13 protein-coding genes, 1 rRNA gene and 1 pseudogene are annotated in these 25,102 nt (G+C 36.3%); 6 read left to right on the top strand and 9 right to left on the bottom strand.

Features of this window, described 5'->3' with window-relative positions; translation table 11 throughout:
- Positions 1-184: 184 nt before the first annotated feature.
- Positions 185-773, bottom strand: a pseudogene (locus ACFILN_RS08905) (Arm DNA-binding domain-containing protein); the annotation flags it as partial.
- Positions 774-3,142: 2,369 nt separating this feature from the next.
- On the opposite strand from ACFILN_RS08905, the gene ACFILN_RS08900 reads away from it, so the two are divergent.
- From ACFILN_RS08900 to rrf, 5 genes are all read left to right on the top strand, one after another.
- Positions 3,143-5,614 (top strand): autotransporter outer membrane beta-barrel domain-containing protein, encoded by a 2,472-nt coding sequence (locus ACFILN_RS08900; RefSeq protein WP_375671342.1) that lies wholly within the window; start codon positions 3,143-3,145, stop codon positions 5,612-5,614.
- Between the two features lie 518 nt (positions 5,615-6,132).
- Positions 6,133-8,550: an autotransporter outer membrane beta-barrel domain-containing protein gene (locus tag ACFILN_RS08895; RefSeq protein WP_375671340.1), complete on the top strand. Its 2,418-nt coding sequence runs from the start codon at positions 6,133-6,135 to the stop codon at positions 8,548-8,550.
- A 147-nt stretch (positions 8,551-8,697) separates the two neighbouring features.
- Positions 8,698-10,794 carry an autotransporter outer membrane beta-barrel domain-containing protein gene (locus tag ACFILN_RS08890; RefSeq protein ID WP_375671338.1) on the top strand — a complete coding sequence of 699 codons (2,097 nt, stop codon included), beginning with the start codon at positions 8,698-8,700 and terminating at the stop codon, positions 10,792-10,794.
- 133 nt (positions 10,795-10,927) lie between these two features.
- Positions 10,928-13,912, top strand: a complete 2,985-nt coding sequence (locus ACFILN_RS08885; RefSeq protein ID WP_375671336.1) for an autotransporter outer membrane beta-barrel domain-containing protein — start codon at positions 10,928-10,930, stop codon at positions 13,910-13,912.
- Between the two features lie 1,325 nt (positions 13,913-15,237).
- Positions 15,238-15,352 (top strand): 5S ribosomal RNA (rrf, locus tag ACFILN_RS08880).
- Positions 15,353-15,757: 405 nt separating this feature from the next.
- Here rrf and ACFILN_RS08875 read toward each other — a convergent pair.
- The 7 genes from ACFILN_RS08875 to parA form a co-directional block, all read right to left on the bottom strand.
- On the bottom strand, positions 15,758-16,162 hold the full coding sequence (locus ACFILN_RS08875; RefSeq protein WP_273790974.1) for a flagellar protein FlgN: 405 nt from the start codon (positions 16,160-16,162) through the stop codon (positions 15,758-15,760).
- Between the two features lie 2,826 nt (positions 16,163-18,988).
- A complete protein-coding gene (locus ACFILN_RS08870) occupies positions 18,989-19,135 on the bottom strand; it encodes a hypothetical protein (protein ID WP_375653175.1) in 147 nt (48 codons plus the stop codon).
- 884 nt (positions 19,136-20,019) lie between these two features.
- A complete protein-coding gene (locus tag ACFILN_RS08865) occupies positions 20,020-20,238 on the bottom strand; it encodes an EexN family lipoprotein (protein ID WP_273790972.1) in 219 nt (72 codons plus the stop codon).
- Between the two features lie 3 nt (positions 20,239-20,241).
- A complete protein-coding gene (locus ACFILN_RS08860; RefSeq protein ID WP_375662723.1) occupies positions 20,242-20,511 on the bottom strand; it encodes an EexN family lipoprotein in 270 nt (89 codons plus the stop codon).
- A 186-nt stretch (positions 20,512-20,697) separates the two neighbouring features.
- Positions 20,698-20,985: an EexN family lipoprotein gene (locus tag ACFILN_RS08855; protein ID WP_273790970.1), complete on the bottom strand. Its 288-nt coding sequence runs from the start codon at positions 20,983-20,985 to the stop codon at positions 20,698-20,700.
- A 1,091-nt stretch (positions 20,986-22,076) separates the two neighbouring features.
- Positions 22,077-22,307, bottom strand: a complete 231-nt coding sequence (locus ACFILN_RS08850) for a plasmid partition protein ParG (protein ID WP_273790969.1) — start codon at positions 22,305-22,307, stop codon at positions 22,077-22,079.
- The gene (gene parA / locus ACFILN_RS08845) at positions 22,304-22,933 is read right to left on the bottom strand and encodes a ParA family partition ATPase (protein ID WP_375671334.1); all 630 of its coding nucleotides are present in this window, start codon (positions 22,931-22,933) and stop codon (positions 22,304-22,306) included. Before parA ends, ACFILN_RS08850 begins: the two co-directional genes overlap by 4 nt.
- 993 nt (positions 22,934-23,926) lie before the next feature.
- On the opposite strand from parA, the gene ACFILN_RS08840 reads away from it, so the two are divergent.
- Positions 23,927-24,256 (top strand): TIGR01244 family sulfur transferase, encoded by a 330-nt coding sequence (locus ACFILN_RS08840; RefSeq protein WP_375643562.1) that lies wholly within the window; start codon positions 23,927-23,929, stop codon positions 24,254-24,256.
- A 655-nt stretch (positions 24,257-24,911) separates the two neighbouring features.
- Here the strand turns inward: ACFILN_RS08840 and ACFILN_RS08835 are convergent.
- Positions 24,912-25,052 carry a hypothetical protein gene (locus ACFILN_RS08835; RefSeq protein ID WP_375637739.1) on the bottom strand — a complete coding sequence of 47 codons (141 nt, stop codon included), beginning with the start codon at positions 25,050-25,052 and terminating at the stop codon, positions 24,912-24,914.
- Positions 25,053-25,102 lie beyond the last annotated feature (50 nt).

Below are 25,102 nucleotides of genomic sequence, written 5' to 3'. Positions count from 1 at the left end.
GTTATCAACAAAAGCTTCAAAAAACTGGTATAAGTGGTGCAAACTTTTCAGGCGGCATACGCTATCAGTTTTAAATCAAGGCTGTAAAAATAGCCTATTCATTCTATTCAATTTTAAAAAAAGGCAGCTACAATATGCTGCCTTTTCGCTTTATAAATCCTAATAACACTACACTATCCCTCCTTAAGAGAGCCCTTGCTTTTTCTACTGCCTGTAAAATCAACATCCACGCGCAAGCCCATGTTTAAAACAAAGCTTGAGACGCATCAGTGCTGTATTAACAGCTCCAGCTTTTGTATGACAGATGGGAGCGAGGATATTGCGTATTTCTGTTTGTGTAATCTCTGAAATAGGCAGACAGCCTAATTTGAGGAGAATATGGAGTTTTAAATGTGAAAACCCGTTTCCATCTTTACCATCATTTTTAATTCAGCTTTACAACTTTCAAAAGCATCTAAGGCAATGTCTTTTAAGTAATGGAGATTACGCATTGCCTCACGTTTTCGTTTCTCACGTTCTTTAATGGGGGCACGCCCCTCACGTAAAACAGCACGCCACCCAGTTGCCAATTCACGAGCTTGTTTTAAAGAGACATCTCTCAAAGCACCCAAGTCCATTTAGCAACAGCGCCCCCCGTGAAAGGTATAACGGTAAAGCCATTGAGCACCCCCATCTTTACGTTTGTGAAGGAGCAATCCGGCACCATCATTATATTTTCCAGCTCGTGGGTGTTGCTAAAGCCCTTGGCTCTTGAGACGATTCATAAGAGCCATTTTAGACCTTTCTTATACATTTTTTACCCACACGCCAGCCCCGCTTGTGGTGTGCAAGAGAATGGTTTTGCTTGATTTAAGACAAACAGGTTTAAAATGAGAAAATCTTACGTTATTCAGAACTCTAACTCAATGAAAGTAACGCTAAATTATCATTATAAATCAGCATGTTATACCATTTTTATCAAGATAAAAGATAAGGTATTTTTATCTAGAATATGTCACAAAGTATGCTGCCTTTTCGTACATGAAATCCATTTTTTCCTGAAGTGTTTTCTTTTCTACTTAAATACAATTTTCCTCCTCTTCACACGGATTGCGCAGCTATTCATCATCGAATTTGCCCATAAAGCTAAAAAAGTGTATTTTTAGATAATATAAAGATAACAGCATTAAGAATAAATCTTAAAAAATAGAAGATTTCTTGCTTTTTCACTTATGGAAGTACAGAAACTCTACCGTTTGATTATGCTCCTCTTTGAAGATAGATATGGTGCTAATATGCGCCATAGAGCTGTCCAAGCAAAGATGATATTAGAAAAATGAAAAGTTAATCACTACACATTTGAAATAGATAGGAACCTACAGCCACTCTCATTCACTCCAAAGGATATAGAAAATGAAAAAAAGCACACTGGATAAATCATCAATCATAGCTTACAATATAACAGAGCATAATGGTGTTTTCATATGGCTACACTCTTCCCTTGTGATATCTGTACAGCAGATATCTCTAAAACTTCTATAAAAAATACTATTAAAGTTATGCTGTAAAAATGTTAATTGCCTCAACAATCATTTGTCAAAAATTTGCAAAGAATAATCAGAGAACTAACCTTTTGAACCACGAACATAATTTGTGTGCTAAGGATTTGATTTTTACCAACTTTTAACATATTGATGATCTTAAAATTAAATCAGACAGCCTCCCCAGTTAGTCCGGATAGGTAGGTATCTAACAAAAACTATTGTTAGGACCGTAGAAGATCGTACCCCATCCTTGTATGAGAAAGTGAACTTCCTTAAAAAACTTTGATATTGATGATACTAAACAGATTGGTATTCATTTTTACCTTAATCCGATAGATCCTGCCATTAAAGGTGCGTTTAGCACAATACACAGTTATCTCACAATTTAACCTTCTATATTGATGTAAACTATCAGAAAAAATTTTAAAAGACGTATAGCCGAGACAAGTTTTTCTGATAGAATACACTACCAATTTTAATATAAAATTATAAAAAAATAAGCATATTGATCCGTTTACTATTAACAAAAAAACGGAGTGTATTTTTTTTGTTATTTACAATCTATTATAGCAATAAAATAAATTCTTTCTTTACGATGTGTTGTCGCTATCTATAAAGATTTATTTACACTTCCATTGCTGGTTCTTCTAAACAAACAGTTTTGAGAAAATTAATGCATGAAAAGAAAATCTAACAACAAGCGCTTTATCTTTCACATACAAAACGCTCAAGAAAGCTAATTATTTCATTTATAAAATGAAATAACTCAATAAAGTTCTTTTTGTATCAATAAAAGATGTTTTAAATGAAATATTCAAAATATTGATTTATAATGATAATTTAGCGTTACTTTCATTGAGTTAGAGTTCTGAATATCGTAAATTTCTCTCATTTAAAATCTGTTCCATGTTGAACTAATCAAAATCATTCACTTACACATTACAAGCGGGACTGGCGTGTGAAGCAAAGTTATATAAGAAAAGCCTAAGAATTCCTCTCATGCACCGCCTCAAGTGCCAAAGGCTATCCACACAACATTGGGAGCTAGCAAAGTATGTAATGGGGTTGCTCTTTTATTAAGCCGTAAAGGTATCGGCTTGCTCCTTCGTAAGTATAAAGATGATGGGACTCTATAGCTTTAGCGTTATAGCATTCATGAAAACCATCGCGAAATGGGCTGTGCGACCTTAGAAAAATGGACTTTGCTACCCTTAAGGAAAAGCTTCTTTAAAGAAAGCCTGTGAATAGCCCCCTCATCACTTCTTCTAGCAGAGAAAATTTTCTGATCGTTTTGGTGAGTACATCAAATAATACATCTCAATGCGATAGAGCTTTTATAGCGATTATCTTTAATAGACAGTTTTTAAATATCATACTTCATAGTGCTTTTAGCATAAGCTTAACCAAGCTAGGTTTTATGAAATCCACTTTTCTCGACTTTTTATGATCATGAACAAGTTTTTCTGAAGCAAAACTTCAAATCATAGAGAACACCATAAAATATAATTCGTTTTGTTATTTACAATAAAAACGTAATGATATAAAAAACTGATCGGGTACTTGCGCCATCAGGGGAATGAAGTAAGCATCAAAGCATACCAAATACTAAAGGCATATCTATGTGTAAGAAATATATTTATAAGAAAAATTTTTTGTTATGTACAATTGCTGGAACTTTCATTTTTTCTCATTTTGCTCCAACTTATGCAAATAGACAACCTCCTGAAATTATTAGTGAGTTTAAGCTGGAGAAAGGAGAAGAAAAAACTCTTAATAATGTTTTTATCCGCAATGGACCGAGCGCAGTGTATGCCAAAGAAAAAGCAATTGCCACAATTACAAACTCAACAATACATTCAGCTTCGTTTGCTTTTGCTGCATCACAAGGTGGACGTATTAATGCTAAAGAAGTGAAAGTCAATGCCTTGGATACTGGTCTATCAATTGAAAACGGTATCATTAACATTGAAGATTCATTCATAGAAACCAAAAGAAAATCCGGTATTGTTTTTCATAGCATAAATTATCTGAAAGATGGTGAAGAAGTTATCAATAAGGCAATTCTTAACAATACAAAACTTCTTGTGAGAAATGGTGTCGGTATTTTAGGACCGTCATCTTCAAAGTCTGTTGCCGAAGTTCAACTTAGAAATTCAGAAATTCGTTCTGATGTATTATTACAAAACAATGTAAAAAAGAAAACAGATTCAGATCCTCATCCTGTGACTTTCGTATTAACTGCCGATAATTCGATTATAGAAGGAAGAGCAAGAACCTTAGCAGTAAATACGACTGTTTTTAATTTAAACAACAATAGCAAATGGTATTTAAATGTAAGTCAATACGACATAAATCGTGATTTTAGTCCATATAATTATGCACTCCATGACATTAAGCAACGAGCGCTGTCTACCGTTTCAGTACTGAACTTTAGTAATAGCTCTATTGTGTTTAATGCGCCACATAGGCTGGCAAAGAGTCAATATCAAACCTTGAGTGTAGGACGAACAATTGAGTTCCCTAATCCACACGAAAACAGGGAATCTGCTATAGAAACCGTTTATAATGCAGTAGGCAATGCAAGGATTTATTTCAATACAGAATGGAGTGATGGTTTAGAAAGAGAACAACAAAAAACGGACCGCCTTCTTATCCATGGAGATGTATCAGGCACCACAACAATTAGTTTCAATAGCCTTTCAAAAGGTGTGTCATCAAAAGAAGAAGCTTCTATTCCCGCGAATATGCGTGGACTGTCGCTCATTCAAGTATCTGGAAAAACAGATGAAAATGCCTTCAAACTAGCAAATGGCTATGTCACAATGGGCGGCTTGCCTTATAAATATGTCTTAAATGCCTATGGACCGACATCACGTCTTGGAAAAGCAGAGAGCACACAAAGCCATTTAGGAGAAGTAAGTCAACAATCACAAGAAAAGGACTCAAAAACCGACATGACCTTCGCTGCATTTGGCGGAATAGCTTTAAGGGATGAGAATAATATAAAAGCTGAATCAACACCAAATTCTGAGCAAATAGGGAGCATACAAAACCATTTGAGGAAAAATCAGAATTCTTGGGATTTTCGCTTGCAAAGTGCAACGCTCGATGATGAAGGAAAGATCAGAGCTCTCGTTCCTCAAGTGGCAAGCTATTTGTCCATGCCTAACGCACTATTCTCAGCTGGACTGGCTGATGTAAACAATCAAAACACTTTACTGAACACGATACAAGAAACAGGCTTTGAGAAAAAAAATCATAAAAACAAAGGGATCTTCTTCTCGACTTATGGCAATAAAATGACATTATCCTCTCACCGTACGCCATTACAATATGGCTATGGTGCCGATATTCACTATGCTTCTTTACAAGCAGGCTTTACATTAGTAGCTCTAGAAGATCAAAACATGACCACCAATGTGGGGCTTTTCGGGACATATGGGAAATTAGCTTTCACCCCAAAAGACATGGAAGGTGCTGACAAGAGTACACTCAATAAATGGTCAATTGCTGCATATAGTGGACTGCACCATAATAATGGTACATATATCCATGCTCTCTTTTCCTATGGAATGCTCAAGGGAGATATCACCACAGCTCTCATAGGAAAGACTGCAGAATTGAAAAACGCTGATACATTCAGTGCATCGGCGACCATTGGACAAAAGTTCGAAACCAGTACGAAAGGATTGGTCTTTGAACCACAAGCACAAGTTGTTTATCAGCGTCTCATGCTTGGCACACTCTCAGATGTCGATGGGTTTGATGTAGATATGGGAAATCCTTATCAATGGTTAGTGCGTGTTGGTGGGCGCTTAACACAAACGACGATTTCTATTGAAAAAGGCAGTATGCTTTCTTTCTATGGTAAATTAAATATTGTTAAAGCTTTTTCTAACAATGGCACCATACAGATTGGTGAACCATTCCACCTTGATTCTATGGGAGCTGCCCTTGAAGGTGGACTTGGTATAAATGCACAATTATCACAAAATATCGCCCTTCATGCTGATGTTAACTATCAACATAAGCTTCAAAAAACTGGTATATCAGGAGCAAGCTTTTCAGGTGGAATACGCTACCAGTTTTAAGAAAAAGCAAAAAACAATTTATAGTCTATTCATTTTTAATAAAAAAGCAGTACGAATGTGCTGCTTTTTTCAATCTTTCGGAAAGAGGCATCAATGATGGTTCTTTCTATACAGCTTTCTTGAAAGGATTAATTTCATTCAAACCAAATGCAATAAAACTCTTTATCTCTTAATGACTGTTGAAGTCTTTAGAGAGCAGCCTTTTTGATTTATAAAAATCGAATGGATTCAATAAAAATTATTGTATATCGATAAAAAATACAAAATATTTTGATTTTTAGCACTTTAAAACAAAAATACTTATCAAGCTCGATTTTATGAAGTCCATTTTTCCCGACTTTTTATGACCATGAAAAACGCTTTTCTTTAAAAAACTTTAAATCATAGAGAACACCATAAATATAATTCGTTTTGTTATTTACAATAAAAACGTAATGATATAAAAAACTGATCGGGTACTTGCGCCATCAGGGGAATGAAGTAAGCATCAAAGCATACCAAATACTAAAGGCATATCTATGTATAAGAAATATATTTATAAGAAAAATTTTTTGTTATGTACAATTGCTGGAACTTTCATTTTTTCTCATTTTGCTCCAACTTATGCAAATAAACAACCTCTTGAAATTCCTACGGTCCAAGTAGCTAATGGAGAAGAGAAGAGCCTTCATAATGTTTTTGTTCGTGGTAAGTATGATGCCGTGGTTGCTAAGAAAGGTCATATTGCCATTACAAACTCAGTAATGCACTCAGGCTTTACTTTGCTTTCTGCAACATCAGGTGGTCAAATTAATGCCAAAGGAATTGTGGGAGAGGCAAAAGAGCATGGTTTGTCACTCACAAACGGCACAATCCATATTGAAGATTCAACATTAAACGTCATAGGCCACGGCAAAGCCTATGGTATCAACTTTGGTTATATTGCAAGCTCTACAATAAAAGAAGGAGAAGAAGTTGTAAACAAAGCAATCCTTAATAATACAAAACTTCTTGTAAACGACGGTGTAGGTATTTTCGGACCTTATTATTCCAAAGCTGTTGCTAATGCAGTGTACCTTAAAAACTCAGAAATTCGTTCTGATATGTTATTAAAGAATGACGTTTTACCCTTCTTCAAGATTCAACCTACTACTTTTACATTAGACGCTGATAATTCGATTATGGAAGGAAGAGCCAAAACGTTTCCTCAAAATACAACGGTTTTCACCCTAAACAATAACAGCAAGTGGCATTTAAAAATTAGTCTATTTGAATTGGAAGATAGTTTTAGTCTATTTGATTACAAGCTCCTTGATCTTAAGCAACGAGCACAATCAATCGTTTCAGTCCTAAACCTTAATAATAGCTCTATCATATTTAATGCGCCGCATAAACTAGCAGACAATCATTATCAAACCTTGCATGTAGGAAGACATCCACAAAAAGCAGAGCAAAACAGAAGCGCCGATGCAACAACGGTTTACAATGCATTGGGCAACGCAAGGATTTACTTTAATACCGAATGGAGTAATGGTCTTACAAAAGAACAACAAAAAACTGACCGTGTTCTTGTTCATGGTGATGTCTCAGGCACCACAACGATCTATTTCAACAATCTTTCAAAGCATGCAGAACCATTCGATGATGAAGAAGATTCAATTCCTTTGAATGCGCGTGGTCTCTCACTTGTTCAAGTGTCTGGAAAAGCAGAAGAAACCGCCTTCACGCTGGCAAATGGCTACACCACAATGGATGGATTACCCTATAAATACATACTCAATGGCTATGGACCAACATCCAGCCGTGGGAAAGCTGATAGGGCACAAAGTCATTTAAGCGCAATACCACAAGAATCAAAAAAGCAAGATGCGCAAAATACCAATGCATCATCTCTTGGAAAAGAAAACAACGGACAAGCTCCCTTGGAAGAAAATGAGAATTTCTGGGATTTCCGCTTGCAAAGTGCGACTCTCGATGATGAAGGAAAGATCAAAGCTCTTGTTCCTCAAATGGCAAGCTATTTGGTTATGCATAATGCAATATTCTCCTCTGGCTTGGCTGATATAAACAATCAAAATACACTGTTAGATAATATGCACTCAACAGTTTTCGGATTAGAAGGTCATAAACAGAAAGGGATATTTTTATCGACTTATGGCAACAAGATGACGTTATCTTCCAGCCGTAGTCCATTGGAATATGGTTATGGTGCTAATGTTCACTATGCTGCTATACAAGCAGGCATGACATTAGCAACGTTAGAAAATCAAAATATGACCGCGAATCTTGGTCTTTTAGGCACATATGGAAAGCTCGCTTTTGCGCCAAAGGATATGGAAGGTTCTGACAAAAGCATACTGGATAAATGGTCCTTTACGGCCTATGGGAACCTCCACCATGACAGTGGTCTCTATGTTAATGCACTTTTCTCTTACGGCATTTTAAACGGACATATTACAACAGCCCTTATCGGCAACACCACAGAATTAAACGATACGGATACATTAAATATATCAGCTACCGTTGGACAAAAACTAGCAACTGGTGTTGAAGGAGTGTCATTTGAACCACAAGCACAACTTATTTATCAACATATTGCCTTTGGCACTCTTTCAGATATTGATGGCTTCCAAGTTAATATAAAGCCACCTCATCAATGGTTGGTCCGTATTGGAGGGCGTTTAACAAAAACAATGCTTCCTATTGAAAAAGATCGTGTTCTTTCTTTTTATGGTAAATTGAATGTCATCAAAGCTTTTAGTGAGAAGCGCACTATCGATGTTATGGAATCTTTCCATCTCGATTCTATGGGCTCGTCCCTTGAAGGTGGGCTTGGCATTAACGCGCAGCTTTCTAAAAATATCGCACTTCATGCTGACGTTAATTACCAACATAAACTTCAAAAAGCTGGGTTCTCTGGAATTAATTTTTCCGGTGGAATGCGTTATCGCTTTTAGAAATCTTAGCTCTCTATTTTGACGCGTAAGCAGCGCTGAGATGAAAAACAGTGCTGCTTATATTTTGCTACATTACAAAAAAACGCAATGTGTCAAAAAGTGGTTCATTTTTAGCAAAACAAAGAAAATATCTTAAGGAACATCTCTATGCATAAGAATATTTTGTTATGTACAGCCGCTTGTGCTTTATTTTTTTCTTCTTTTAATTTCACATCTACCAGCACCGACTCTGGTCTAAGCCACCAGGAACGCCATGCTCTTGAAGGGATCATGAAATTACCTGAACAATATCGCCATGCCATTGATTCAATAAACACACCAACACAAGCAGAAAAAAATCTTGAGAAGATAGCCTCTGGCGCCATGATGGAAGATAATTCGCACTTCAACCAAGCACTTGAAAATCATATGGATCGTGTAAGAGATACGATTAACAACTCTTTTGCAGGTGAAAGTCGTTACGGTTCTGATGCACATATGAACGTGGTGAACCACGAAGTGGATAATATACGTACCCAAGCCATGGCAAACAAACACCATCTGGATATGCAACATATGATGAAAGCCATAGCATACCTTGAACAATTACGTCAGAACCGATTAAAAACAAGAGAAAATTTATTACGTGGCTACGACAAAGTAGTTTCTGATGCCGTGCAAGCAGAAAAAATTCTTGATGCTGATAATCAACAGCGTTTTAATACCGCGCGCCAACAATGGGTGAGCCAAGACAATCATAATTGGTTTGAACTGCAAAATAAAGCAGAAATATCACATAAAGCAGTACAAATAGATAGTGCTTTACAAGAACACAACAAGGAACTTTCCAACACTTTACGCAAAGCGGTATTAGAAGCTTTGAACAATAATGAAATAACCAACGTGGAGAGAAAAGGAGATATAACCTCTCCTTCATCTGAAGAGAATAGACAACCTCTTATTGTCTCCAGTACAAGACAAAGACGCTCTAGTGATAAATTACCACCCGCTCATGTTGCTGCCCAACACAAGGATAATTCAAAGGACAATTCATTCACAAGAACAGATCATGGAATGAGACAGCCTAAAATAAATGAAAATTCGCAATCTGATATTGATCCCCAAACAAACACCACTTCCTCGGAATCGAAAACGACTCTTCCATCCGAAAAAGCGCATATGAATTTGCTCCCAAAAGTTGGAAATACCGCTACCGCGGCTACAGAGAGCACCTCTAAACTTACAGATGATGATAAAGCAACCGCAACTTCTACTTCTCTTGAAGGGACAGCAAAAAGAACAATTCTTACACCACAAGAAGAAAGCTCTTTAGTCATGCCTATCGCGATGTTTGCTGTTGGGTTTAGTGATGTCAACAATCAAAATATCTTGTTAGACAATATGCAAATAACAATGTTTGAACCCAAAGATCATCCAGAAAGAAGCGTTTTCTTATCCTCTTATGGCAATAAGAGCACGTTTTCTTCCAAGGTTCAAGCAGAACAAGATGGTGTCCAAGCAGATATTCGCTATGCTGCATTGCAAGCAGGAGCAACATTAATAGCGCTAAAAGATAAAAATATCAGCAGCAACTTTGGCCTTTTCGGAACATACGGAAAATTATCTTTTACTCCTAAAAACAAGGAGAGCTTTCAAAAAAATATGTTTGATAAATGGTCACTCACCGCATATGGAAATATTCAGCATGACAGTGGCATCTATGCAAGTGCATTTCTCTCTTATGGAATTTTCAAAGAAGATAACGCCACAGCTCTCATCAAACATACCTCAAAAGTGAAGAATAGTAAAACATTAGGAGCCGCGGCAACTATTGGTCAAAAACTGTCAACCAGTTTGGAAGGTGTAATCCTAGAACCGCAAGCACAACTTGTGTATCAACGTCTCATGCTTGGTTCTTTATCAGATAGGAGTTCTTTCTCAGATGACGATAACTCTAAATCAGATGGCGATAACTCTAAAATAGACATAAGCAAACCTCATCAATGGTTGATCCGTATTGGTGGACGTTTGACACAAAACAAAGGCCATGCCCTTTCCTTCTACGGCAAACTGAACATGATCAACACTTTTAGTGAAAACTTTCCGTTTGCTGCTATGGAATCTTTAATCGAAGGTGGTTTTGGTATTCAGGCGCACTTATCGCAAAATATCGAGCTTCATAGTGATCTCAGCTATCAACATAAACTCAAAAAAGATGGCATCTCTGCAATAAATATTTCCGCTGGAATGCGCTATCACTTTTAAAAATACTTATATTCCTATCTTGAAATATAACGTGCTCTCATTATGTTTCGTTTTGTCTCTTACAAAATAAACATAATGAGGCCAAGGTTTTATCTTCTATTAAGAGAGGGGAAACATTTAGGAATACATCCATATGAAAAAAAGTTTTTTACTATACACAGTTTCTGGAGTTCTGTTTTGTTCTTCCACCAGCTTGTCTAATGCTCTTCATGATACGAATACACAACCTACGATAGCTCTCTCTTCTCTGCAACCCACTCATCAAATAGGTGCATCCAGACCTTCTAATCCCTATTCAAATGCATCATCTTCGTATCCACCTTCAACATCTAGGTCTACAAGAACAACCAGAAGCTCTTCTCCTACAGGGAGTGAATCTACAACGCCTACTTCCACAAGCACTCTACCTCCCAAAACGCAACTTGAAGTAAATACAGAAGATGTACAATCTACCCCTACAGCCACACAAGACACTATTACACAATCTCCAGCGATAGGAACAGCTTCAACGACAGGAATGGAAGCAAAATCTAGAAGACGTTCAGGGGCGCCATCCTCTTCTACAAACTCTTCCAGAAAAAAAACGCCCGAAAATTCTGCTGTATCCTCACAGTCAGAACCTACAAGCACGGAAGCTACAAGACTAACAACAGAGCTATCGCCAACGCCTAAAGAACCAGAACTCGCACAGCCAATATCTTTAAAAGTAGAAACTGGACAATCAGCATTACCGGTACCGCCAAAATTCATAAAACCAGCGCCCGTGCAATCTGCCTCAACACAAAAGGTATCTGCAAAATCAGAGCTTGAAAAACCAATATCACCAACAAAACAACCTGAAAAGCTTGCACAAACTGAGGATATAAGCTCTGGAGTTGAGGCTACAAACGGTAAGACCATAACGCTACATAACAAAAAAATTCAAGACAATGGTTTTGCTGTACATGCAGATGGAAATAATTCAAAAGTCAACATGATAGGGGGAACAGTTGATGCACGTTTTGTTGCACTAAGCGTATCAGATGGTGGAGAAATTGATGCTACAGGTATTACTGCAACAGCAGAAACAGCTGGTTTGCTAAACATGAGGGGCACAATCAAACTTAAGGATTCAAGCGTACATGTCACGGGAAATTATGAAGCAGACGGTATTATTTTCCGCAATAATCAATACTATACCCCTAGAAAACAATATACACGCAATGCTGAAAGGAATAACAATGTCGTTCAAGAACAAGCTATTCCTAATAAAGATAAAGTAACCCTAGAGAATACAAAGCTTTTTGTTGAACATGGTAGCGGTATCAACCTTTATGGAACAGGCGTAGACGGAGAAGTCAACCTTAAAAATTCAGAAGTCCATGCCGATATTTTATTAAAAAATATAAAGAACGAAAGTGCCTCCACAAACACTATTACATTAGTTGCAGACCACTCTTCTTTAGAAGGTCGGGTAAGAACTTCTAAAGATAATAGAACAGTTTTTGATCTAAAAGAGGGGACGAAATGGCTTTTAAAGGCGAATAAAAATGCCACAAATAATGATAATATTTTAAATGACTATAGACAGTTTGATGTTGATGAAAAATCATACTCTAATCTTTCTGAATTGCACCTTACAGACAGTGTCATTATGTTTGACAAGCCAATGGAGGGACATTATCAAACTCTGTTTATAGGACCTAATCTTTCGCAAGAAGACGAAACGACCCACACAGCAGCGGTTTATAGTACAACAGGTATTGCAGAAATTTATGTAAACACTCAATGGAATAAACATTCTCCTATCACGGAGCAACAGACTGATCGCATTGTGATTAATGGTGATGTCTCAGGAAGTACTGTTGTTCACATCAATCTCCAAGAAACAGATAAAAAAATAACCGATAGCTCTGCTGTTTGGGAAGAACGCATGGCGTCACTTCCTTTAGGGACACATGGGATTTCAATCATTCAAGTTTCCGGACAAGCAAATGAAAATTCCTTCACGTTAGCAGGAAACTATATGACAATAGGGAAACAACCTTATAAGTATGTACTTACAGGCTATAAACCTGGAACATCTCATGAGAGCCAAAATCTTTTTGGTAAAAACAGTAATTTCTGGGATTTTCGCTTACAGAATGCCTACATTGATAAGGATAAAAAGGTTCGAGCCCTTTTACCACAGGTAGCAAACTATTTAACCATATCTAATACTTTGTTTTCTGCTGGATTTACTGATGTAAACAATCAAAACACGTTGTTAGACAATATGCGCACAACAGTATTTGGGGCAAAAGACAATAAAAAAAATGGTATCTTTTTCTCTTCCTACGGCGAGAAAGTCACCTTATCTTCCAACCGCGATCCATTACATTATGGCTATGGTGCTGATGTAAACTATACTGCTTTACAAATAGGTGTCATATTAGCCGCCTTGGAAGGTAAAGACATAAGCACACATTTTGGTCTTTTAGGAACATACGGAAAACTTGCCTTTACGCCCAAAGAGATGCAAGATTCTGAAAAGACAACTCTTGATAAATGGTCTCTTGCCGCTTACAGCAGCATCCAACATAGCAATGGTATATATCTAAACACACTTCTTTCTTACGGAACCTTAAAAGGAAATATTACCACGGCTCTTGTTGGGAATGCCGCAAAATTGGATGGCACCGAGATGCTTAATATATCTGCAACCATTGGTCAGAAATTAGCAACCAATACAAAAGGGCTGGTCTTTGAACCACAAGCTCAATTCATTTATCAAAATCTCATGTTTGATATTTTCTCAGATACCAATGGCTTAAAAGTAGACATGGGCAATCCACATCAATGGTTGATCCGTTTTGGTGGACGTTTAACAAAAACGATAATGGCTGTTGAAGAAAACAAGGCTGTTTCCTTCTATGGTAAAATGAATGTTATCAGAACTTTTGGCGATGGTAAAACAATAAAAATTGCTGATACCTTTCATGTTGATCCTACCGGCTCTTCAGTTGAGGGAGGCATGGGGGTGAACGCATATCTTTCTCAAAATATCGTACTAAACGCCGATATCAGCTATCGGCAAAAACTGCAAAAAGCCGGTGTATCTGGCACCAATTTGTCTGGCGGAATACGTTATCGTTTCTAAAGCAGAAGTTAATTTTAACTTAAATAAAAGGGCAGCACAAAGTGCTGCTTTTTTATTTAAATTTATATATTTTTTAAAATTCTCAAAAATCATTATCACATCAAAGAAGATTTTGACTTATAATATTTCTTTTGCATATTGAATAAAAAACTGAATACCTTAGCATTCTCTCATCAAAATACCCCATAAAGTTTTATGTCTTATATCACCACACCTCAAGCGATGATGTTTTTACAGCACAACAGAATAAGCATTCATGCATATTTTTAAAAAAGTCAGCCCCTTCTTCGCTGTGGACGCTCTATTTATTTTAGATGATGTGCATTTAATATACCTGCTATAAAGACTTAGTATCTGGTATAAATTCTTAAAGGCATGTTTTTCCTCTAAAATCTCAATGCTACAGCAACTCCATCATAAGACAAGCATTTGATTTATAAAGAAAATTAATTGTTTTGCATGTTAAATGAGAATCCAGAATATCGTAAGATTCTTTCATTTTAGACCTGTTCCATGTTGAATCAACAAAAACCATATCTCTTGCAAGTGACAAGGGGGAAGAGCCATAGGGATAAAAAACTATTAAGAAAGGATTAAAAATGCCTCTAATAAACCATCTCAAGTGCTAAGGGCTGTAGCAACATTGGAAGAAAGCAAAGAATATAACAATATCAAATTGCTCTTTTATTAAGCATAAAGATGGTCGTACCCTATAGATTTTATATTATTTCCATGGGGACTTTTTATTATACCATTCACAAGCGCCGTTGCATCAAAGATATCGTTGCGCCCCACAACCACCATCACGAAATAGACTTGAGAGCTTAGATATCTCTTTAAAACAAGGCCGTGAATTAGGAATAACAAATCCATTCTATTTTGAGCATTTTGTCGTGCATAAAGGACGTGCCCCCAGTAAAAAACACAATAAAAAAAGCGTGAAACAATACGTAATCTTCATTATTTAACAGATAGTGCTTTAGATACTTTTGAAAGACATAAAGCTAAATTAAAAGACGGCAGGACAGAGGGAAGCTGATTTCTCCCCCTTTATTCTTTCCCAATGAGATTGCCGCCCCATTTCAAATATTACGCCAACAAAGATATACGCAATATATCCACTCAAATCTGGATGCTCTCTCCAATCTGACATACAAAAACTAAAAACAGCAGAAAGAAAATACTAAACCGCTTTAATTTTTATCTCAAACATATAGATTTAAACAACGAACCGCTTCATATCACCACACTTCAAAGGACAATACTCCATGAGGCTTATAGGCAATACTCATCACATACTCTTCATCATTCATGCTTTTTGCTGACTTGGTGGTTATGGCGGAGTGAATGCACCAGATCCCATCCCGAACTCGGCCGTGAAACGCTCCAACGCTGATGGTACTTTGCTTTAAGGCACGGGAGAGTAAGTCGCTGCCAGATCTGCTAAATGCATGCAAAAGACTCTAATGTATGAACCTTACATTACCACAGCCCCAAGGAAGCTGTTTTTAAGGCATCACAGGCTGGTCTAAATATCCTCTTGATCGCCTCTCCCTAAACTAAAAAATGAAGCTCCCTATTAACTTAGTCTGCAAACAATTCTCTGTAAATAATCCGCCTTCTCTGAGTTCTCTTTCAGCCAGTTTCCCAAAGCATGCGGTTCACATCACTACACCTTAAAAGACACTGTTTTAAGAACAGCATTTTACAGTACAACAGGATAATAATTTAAATACCCAAATGCACTTAAAACAAGTCTACTCACTAAACGCACTATTTATCCAAATCAACTGCCCTACCTAATCATTGTCATGACTTAGAACAGCCCGTATTAAGCAGATTTGATCATTCCTCTATTTCTTTTGCACGTCCAGATAGCTGTATAGCTCTAGAAAGATCATTAACTGCATTTAAATGTGTTTGAAGTAATTCACTATTACGCTGTAATTTTTCTTGTAAATCAGACAACAAACTTTCAACCTCATGCTCAATATCTTGATTCATATAGCGCTTCACATCACTCATGGATTTATTAAGATCACGCAAACCACGTATTTTACGCAAATTTATTTCTTCGTAATCTGGAACACCACTGCTCTCTAGCATATTGCTTTCATAATCAACAACTTGAGCTAATCCTTTAACAGCAGCAACAAATTTTGTCATCGCCCAATCACGATCAATAAGATTATTATCAAGAACTTTTGCTTTTGCTGCAAAACTATCATCACCATATTGCACTACAGACATTTTTACTTCCCCTTCAACACTATTGTTCAATCTTACTTTCAAATGAGGGAGATTAAACAGGTTCTCTTCAATGCTGATACACTCAACCAAGCTCGTGGTGCAAACATTGCTCAAACAACAGCACGACAATCCTTCAAAGCGTATACCACTTCAACTTTCAACGCATTCTCTTCAAATATTTTTCTTGCTTTGCTCCAAAACCATCATTGCGGCTATACTAATTCATCAAAACGCTATAAACTCAAACCTTACGACAATATCGAAACTTCCATATTTGTTCTGTCTATTTCGCTTTACCGATTTTATCTTTGCCTATTTTATCACCAGTACGTCTTCAACAGAAAACAACAATGCTCTCACGAAAACTTCGGCCACAAAAACTATCTGCCGACAAAAACCCGCAGCCTATCTTGCAGCATATAAAAACGTAAGCCCATTAAAAATTTCAGCATTTTACCGATAGCAGCATTTTACCCTCCATAACCGTATGGCTCTCTCTGCACCTAAACCTGTATACCTTCTGGCGTCCCATAAGATGGCACCCTACAAGATCAGTTTGCACCCATTCAAAAAGACACCCCCTCTCCCATGCTCTTTCCGCACACATGCAGTATTTCGCATAAAACACAAAAAGAATGCTCTTTTGAACAGATCAGCCATACAGCAATATAAAAAAAGACATCTTAAAATAGCTAAACAGCCATCAATCTTCCTTTTTTAAGTTATCATTCGCTTTTCTTTGCAATGAACGACTATATAAGATTTTTTGAACCTTTTCAAGAGTTTCTTAGCCAATCAGTTCGATACGTCTTCAATCGCATATTCACGCGCTTGTTTTAAAGAAACATCTCTTAAGTGCACCCAAGCCTATTTCGCGCCGCGGCCCATGAATGGTATAATGATAAATCTTCCATGACATGTATAAAATCCTTTGAGCACTTTCCATCTTTACGCTTAATAAAAGAAGCAAGCCAGCACCATCACATATTGTTCTAACCCCTTATGTTCTGATACCCTTGGCACTTGAGATGGTTCATAAAAGCGTGGCCTTTCTTGTACAATTTCTCTGCGCATGGGAGCTCCCTGCTTGTAACTGCAAAAGACATTGTTTTGGTTAATTCACCACGAAACAAATTTGGAATGAAAAAAATTCCAGTATTCAGGGCTCTAATTCAAGTTGAATAACGATAGATTATCATTATAAATCAAAATATTATCCAATGCATAATGCTTCATGCTCCCCCACATTGATATTTTCAGAATTTCCACAGTATCTTCCTATAGATTATTTCGCTCCATAAAACAGTTTGCTCTTAATATCGCGACTTTACATGCGCTACTAGTATAAAAACAGAGAAACAATCATTTTATAATCAAGGTACAATTTTTGTTACGAACTTTCTCTCGTTTTTAACCTTTTAAATGCGGCTCTTCTCTTTCATAATCATCACATTTCAAATCTATTCCATGTTGAATAAATTAACATCACTTGCTTGCACATCACAAACAACGCCCTGATGTGTTGATAAAATACGCTGAAAGAAAAATGCCTCTTATGAACCTTAGCAAATGCCAAGAACTATAATAAATATTGGAAGCAAGCGTACGATGATTGTGACTTGCTCTTTCATAAGTATAAAGATGATAGCATTCTACAGATTTTTATATTATTCAAAGTTTATATTATTTCACGAGAGCTTTACTGTTATACTAGTTACATTTACCGTTATACCATTTACGAATGTCATCGTAAAATGTCTGTCGTGTGCGTTGAGAGATGTTTCTTTAAAACAAGTACATAAATATGCAATACTAATATACAACATAAGTATATTTCGTTTGGAACGTTCTTTACTTTTGTGTAAAACATGCCCCATTAGAACAGCATTAACCAATCTTGCTATGAGATAAACGATCAAAAAACATTTTTGTCTTCCTCCGCTCACTTTAAAGGACCAAGATCTTAACTCCATCTGCTCTGTACGCAGTCCGAATTTTTGTCAAACGATCTTCTCTTGACTTCCACTCTTGTGATTCACTTAAACGAAAGGCTCAACAAATAAACCTACGAATATTCATCGCACACTAAAAAATACTTAAACGTTCCAAGAAAACTTATATGCCTTATATTACCGTTATAAATGACAGTGCTTTATAGCATAACAGGAAAAAAAAGTTTCCAGCAACACAAAACTTACAAAAGCAATCAATAGTCCTTTTAAAGCTTTCTTTTTTAGGATTCACAATACTCCAACTCCTTAAGCTTTTATAAAAAAAGAACGATTTATAAGCTTGCCGAATATGTTGTATCAGCATATATTACAGATATGTAACATATTGTTATTCATAAAATCACCTCAAAAAGAACAGAAAGAGGTTTTTATGGCTGATCTCGTAAAAGCCGCTATGCTTTATTCAACCTTGATTATCACCATCAATGCTTTTGTTGTTATTTTAGTTCTCGTAATAGAAATATACTAAGCATACTCTCTTGGCTTATTGTAATTTGCGCAAATAAGCATCTTAATTTCACATAAGAGCAAAGCAAAATTTTAATTCTACAGATAAACCACACACAAAATTTCAAACATCGCTTGCAACTATTTGAGTGTAAACTCTGCTTTTTGTATGCATTTTTAACCATCAGTGTCCGTCTTTTCACGCTATCTTGAATCTCAACTTCATTCCCACCTTAAAAAACGAAATTTTCTACCAGATCCGATCTGTAAATAATTTGTCTCCTTATTGAGTGAGTTTCTCTTGCTCCCCCCTTCAAGGGCATATCACAATTCTAAAGGATAATATTTCATGAAGCTTATAATAAATCTATTGAACACCATCTTTACCCTTATGAGAAAATAAACCAGCAGCATCACACACTTTTCCAGCCCCAAATGTTGCAACAATCTTTAGCACTTGAGATCGTTCATAAGAGGCATTTTTACTTCTTTCTTCAACAGTTTTTATCCACACGGCTCTCCATGCATGTAACGTGCAAGCAGATGGTTTTAATTGATTCAACCTAGAACAGATTTGGAATAAGAGAATCTTACTATATTCGAGATCCTTATTCAGTATAAAATAATTAAATTATTTTTATAAATAAAAGTGTTATTCAAAAAAAATATTCATCACACACTCGAGAACAAAAAACACCTCATACGTAAATTTTTATATGAGCTCCACCGCTCAACATGATAATATCACGACACAATCAAGATAAAAAAATAACAAGGGAAACCCTTGCAAACTCAGAAAAGAGAGGGGAAAAATAAAAAGGTGTGGAAGGCGCTCAATTCCTCACAAATCCGGCAAAACCGTCCTAGCAAAACTGCCTCACATCTTAGCTAATGTTATAATATTCTCAAATCAAAAGCAATTTTTTAAAATAGTTTGAGAAAAACATTTGAGTATGAAACGATAATAATTACATTCAGAATGTTTTTCTCTTTATTAAAACAGAGAAAAGTAATTTCCAAACAAATGTTTCCTCCCAATTTTTCCGAAATTAGCCGCAACGCTTAAAGACGATCTTAGTGTGATGAAACATTTATTTGTGATAAAGGCAAAAAAACACCCCAAAGATAGATTTAATCTCATATTTTAAATACATGTAACCAAAACATTAAAAAATTAGCAGTAACACATAACAACTCATTGGGAGGAAATACTATCTACAATTGAAAGCACTTTTGGGCTGAACAAATGACAGTATAGCATCCGTTTACACAAAGAGTACAGATCGTAAACGACTAATTCTTGAAGCCATAAAAAGACTCTCTAAAAGTTAGAGAGAGCCTAAAAAACGCAATAGAATCAAGAACTAAATAATTCCTTACTTATTGAACTGTATGTTTTTAATGAATGCCAAACATAAGTTCCATATATGCTTGTCTGGCATGTTGGCAATTTTTAGATTTCTCCATAGAAGATTGATCCAGCTTTTCACATTTTTTTGCCCACTCTTCGAGTAATGTTTTATCTTTCTTAAATTCCGCTACGCTGTAAGTTTTTTCGCAACCAGCAACGACAAGTCCAGTACAAACCAGCAATGCTATAATAATGGCTTTATTCATGATTTAATTCCCTTCCTTTTTCTCTTCAGTTTTTTTCTCGTCATCATGTACAAAGCTCGAACCAGGCCAATCTCGGGCATGAACTTCACGATACGCTTTATCTGCGTTTTTACAATTTTGAGAATCTAAATCCCCTGATATCATGCATTTCATTGCCCATTGCTCGAGTAATTTTGGATCTTTCTTAAACTCTGCTACGCTATAAGTTTTTTCACAACCAGCAACGACAAGTCCAGTACAAAGCAGCAATGCTATAATAATGGCTTTATTCATCAATAAATTCCCCTTTTTCAAATTTACAAAGTTTAGGACACAATTTAGCACCCGATTAAAATTGTACATTCGGTTCATTGTGCATTTTCAAAAATTTTAAAATCCACTTCTGTGCGCGATTTTTCCCAATCTATGATGATAAATCGCGTACAAAGAAAAATACCGCTATCAATATATTTTTATGATTTAATTATTGTCCTGCTGTTTTTCAGTTTCATTCCCCTTTTTGCTACTTTCACGAAGTTCCTTTGCAAGATTTCTATAATGCTCTTGAAAAAGTTCCATATCGGCTTGCATGACATTTTGACAATTCTTGGTTGCAAAAGCAGAGGGGCCCATTTTATCGCATTTCTTTCCCCATTCTTGCATCAATTTTTTATCTTTCTTAAATTCTGCTACGCTATAAGTTTTTTCACAACCAGAAACGACAAGTCCCACGCAAAGCAGTAGCGCTGTTATAATGATCTTGTTCATGATTTAACCCCTATCTTTGTTTTATATTTTATTAACAATATCTTTGGATTCACATCCCCTCCTATATTGTGACCTTGCGTCTACGTTCCTTTGCAAATACGTACACTTCCAACACAAACATGTTAAATCATGAAAACTGCCTTTCATTTATCAGACTTGTATTTGTAACATTATCTGCACGGCAGCTCTTTGTATTTGAAGTGTTAAAACTTCAGCAAAAATTCTGATATCTTGACATTCTCAAAAAGCTTTTTAATCATTTCTTTTCCTTCAAGAACCTCTTGGTAACGAGAAGCAGCACGATATCTTACCCAAAATTCGTCATGCCTATATCCATTGCAAATTCCCTGCAAACGAAAAAATACACCTTTTAATCAACAGATTGCGCTCTTATCATTTCTAAACCACCGGAAAAGAAAGAAAGCTTTAAGTCCCCCCTGTACTTTTTAAAAGCCAATAGAAATGCTAAAAAAGCGATCTTATACATTCCAATTGAAGAAAAAAGCCTATTGCCTTGCGTATCATTACAACTGGCATTAACTATTTAAGACTATAAAATCATATAAATGTAAGAAATATTGTCTATAATATGCTCAATGACTTCTTTTGTTTATTAGGAAAACTTATAGCGCGTCAATATCAGTAAATTTTACTTATTTTTATCCCCCCCCCTTATAAACATGAATATAATTTAATAAAACGGATTGCTGCATAACAGAAAAAAATAATCAACGCTACTCTTAATTACATTATTTACGCATGTATTAAGTACAATAAACAAAAAAATAACCTGATGTTTAAAATCATTATCAAGATAATTTTTATGGAAGAATAAACTTATCTACTCATCTAGCGGATAAGATCACAAGTAGTATGATGATTATCACATTTATAGGGAAAAGTTTGAAACGGAGAATTTTTCGCAAACTCATAGCTCTTTCATGCGATGATACAGAACCTTATGAGAAACAACTTGAATGAAGCAACCATCGTGAAAAAGGAAGAGCACTTTTATTATTAACTTCGTATAAAAACAATCGATATCATCTCTAGAAAAAGCACTCAAACCAACGAAATTATCGTATCATTTTTTACACTTTTCCGTATTTTTGTGAAAGCAATTCGCGGACCTCATCAGCTATTTTAGTTCCACGACTTGCACAACTGACCTTAATCAACCGATGCAAACTTTCTGGTATATCAATCGTGAGGCGCTTCATACCTCCACTCATGCTCCCTTTGTGGCTTCCTACCCATGCATCCGCTGTTAAAGGAATTGATTTATTCGTTGGTTTTGTGCCAATTTTAATTTTTTTATTCATCGCGCTAACTCCTTGATTTCGGCTGCAACCGCTTCAATCTCTGCTGCTGCTGGTCCTTGCTTATCAACTTCATAAACCGCCTTCCCCTGTGCTGCTGCTTCTGCAAAAATCACGCGCTGCGCAACGCTAGAAGAAAGAACATGCACAGGGTATATGCCAAGAGCTTCGTTCACATCACGCCCTATCGCTGTATTGACTATTTTACGATTAATGACAAAAGCAGATTTGAGATTTTCTTTATAAACACATGCTTCGTCAATCAGCTTTACAATTCCATCCGCTGCCCAAATATCATAGGGACTAGGCAAAACAGGTATAAGCACCAAATCCGAAGCCATAAGAGCACTACGAGCAAGATCAGTTACACGCGGAGGACCATCGATAATAATATGATCATAACCATGACCAATCTGTGTAATCTCTTTGTGAACCGTTGCACGCGGTAAACCAATAACCGAAAACAAAGGTGCACCTTCACGCGCAGCAGCCCAATCCAATGCGCTTCCCTGTGGATCAACATCAATAAGCAATACCCGTGAACCGGTACGGGCAAAACTGGCCGCAAGATTAACACTCAACGTCGTTTTTCCGACACCTCCCTTTTGATTCAAAAGTCCAATAATCATTTATTACGCCTTTCAGCATTATCGTTTTTACGATTATACAGAAAGTAATAAAAGAAACAAGCATCCAATACGTGCAAAATAACCATTTCTCCTATTTTTAGGATAAATAACAATAGCCCGCAATTTTTTATAATATTCTTTTAGCATGAGCAAAAACATTATGAAGATGATATTCTTGAAAAGAACAAAATAAATTTAAAAGAGGCATGCTCTTCTTCCCCCTCCCTAAAACGAAGATTCTTAAATCCATGTCGATCTGTAAACAATGCGCTGTAAATGATCCAGCTTCTTATTTTGCGCCAGCCTTTTGGGCTTCTCCCTTCATGCAATCCACTTAATGCAACTCTACAAACAAGCTCCACTCTGAATATACAACAAACTATAAGGAGAATTCATTGTTTTGCACGTTGAATGAGAGAGCCGAAATCAGGAAGATTCTCTCATTTCATGCCTCTTATATTAAATTAATCAAAATCATATCTCTTGTACGTACAAGCAGGGCTGGCGTGTGGGCAAGAACTGTACAAAAAAGGATTTAAAATGCTTCTTATGCAGAATCTCCAGTACCAAGAACTATTACAATATTGGGGGCTGGAAAATATAATAGGTGCCGACTTCCTTCTTCATAAGCGTAAAAAGGGTGGTGATCCATGAATTTTATACTCTTTGACGCTCGACAGAGTAAAATGGGCTTAAGAGAAATAAGGGTGCCTCTAGCAAGCGCGTAAACAAGCAACACAATGAAATGTCTATGTTTAGTAAACACTATAGATTATCCACAAAGACCAAACATCCGTCTTTCATAAATCGCATAACGAACATGTTGCGGAGTGAGATATTTTGCATCTTATAGCTCATTTTTCCCAAATAGATTTTCTCGACAAAAAGAATATTTTTGTTAAGATGCCACTGAAAAACTTACCTTCATTATGTTCTTTCTATATACCAGACCAGAGGGTATCGTGAAGATCATGCAATTGGGAATAAACAAAAATGAATTTACAACAAATTGAACATGATATTTTTATCAGCGCCCAACTTAGCATAGAAAATATCAAAACATTGGCACAAGCTGGTTTTAAAACAATTATCTGTAACCGCCCCGATCACGAAGAGCTCCATCAACCTGACTTTTCTAGCATTAAAACGGTCGCAAATGAATATGGCATAAAAGCCTATCACATTCCCATTTCTCCTCCAACTATAGAAAAGTCAGCTGTTGAAGCCATGCAAACAATTTTAAAAACAGCCTCTCTGCCTCTTCTTGCCTATTGTCATCACGGATCACGCTCGCTGCATCTTTATCGTTTAGCGCGTCTTTAAACAGAGGGTTCGCACACTTCCTCCTCGCCTTAAAAGACGAAAATTCTTAAATACACATCGATTTGTAAAAAACAATCTGTCAATAATCTTTGTCTTGCGCCTTTCCCTTGGCTTGCCACTTCATAAAACTCTACAAGAAAGCTTTGCTCCTCAATATACAACAAGCATGCACACCCGACGCCATAAAAATGCGTGAAAATTCATATGATGATCAAAGAAAATTATTTTCACCTCACTTTTTATCACTGCTCCACCTTCTTTTTCTCTTCCTTTACCAATACGAGCTCATTCGTACGCCACAGACACCTAAAACGACAGTAAAACCACTAAGAAAACCCCATATTCCGAATAAAAGGCGTGCAGAGTATTTTATAAAAAAAGCCGTAAGCCATAATCTATGGTTAACTACAACATATTGATTTATAACAATTAATTATTTTGCACGTTGAATGATAAATCCTAATACCGTAAGATTCTCTCAAACCTATTTATAGTGAAGCAATCAAAAGCGTGTTTCTTGCATGTCACAAGCAGGAAGTATTCGTGTGAAATAAAACGAGTTAAGAACAAACTCTCATAAACGCTCTCAAATAGCCAAGACTGTACAAAACTGAAGGCTTGTCAATATAACGGATGGTGTCGGATTGCTCTTTTATTAGGCATAAAGATGATAGCGCTCAACGAAGCTTGCACGATACCATTCATGAGAGCCATCATGAAAATGAATATGGGAAGCGTTGAGAGATATTTCTTCAAAAGAAGCGCATAAATTAGCAAAACAAGGATATTCCAGCATTTTATTTTACCTGTGGGGCGTGATATCCTATTCAAAGAACAACAAAAGCC

Origin of the sequence: Bartonella sp. CL434QHHD, assembly GCF_042195145.1 — a bacterium.
Taxonomy (GTDB): Bacteria; Pseudomonadota; Alphaproteobacteria; order Rhizobiales; family Rhizobiaceae; genus Bartonella.
The sequence above is the reverse complement of the archived record's forward strand: the minus strand, read 5'-3'. Positions and strand labels throughout refer to the sequence as shown.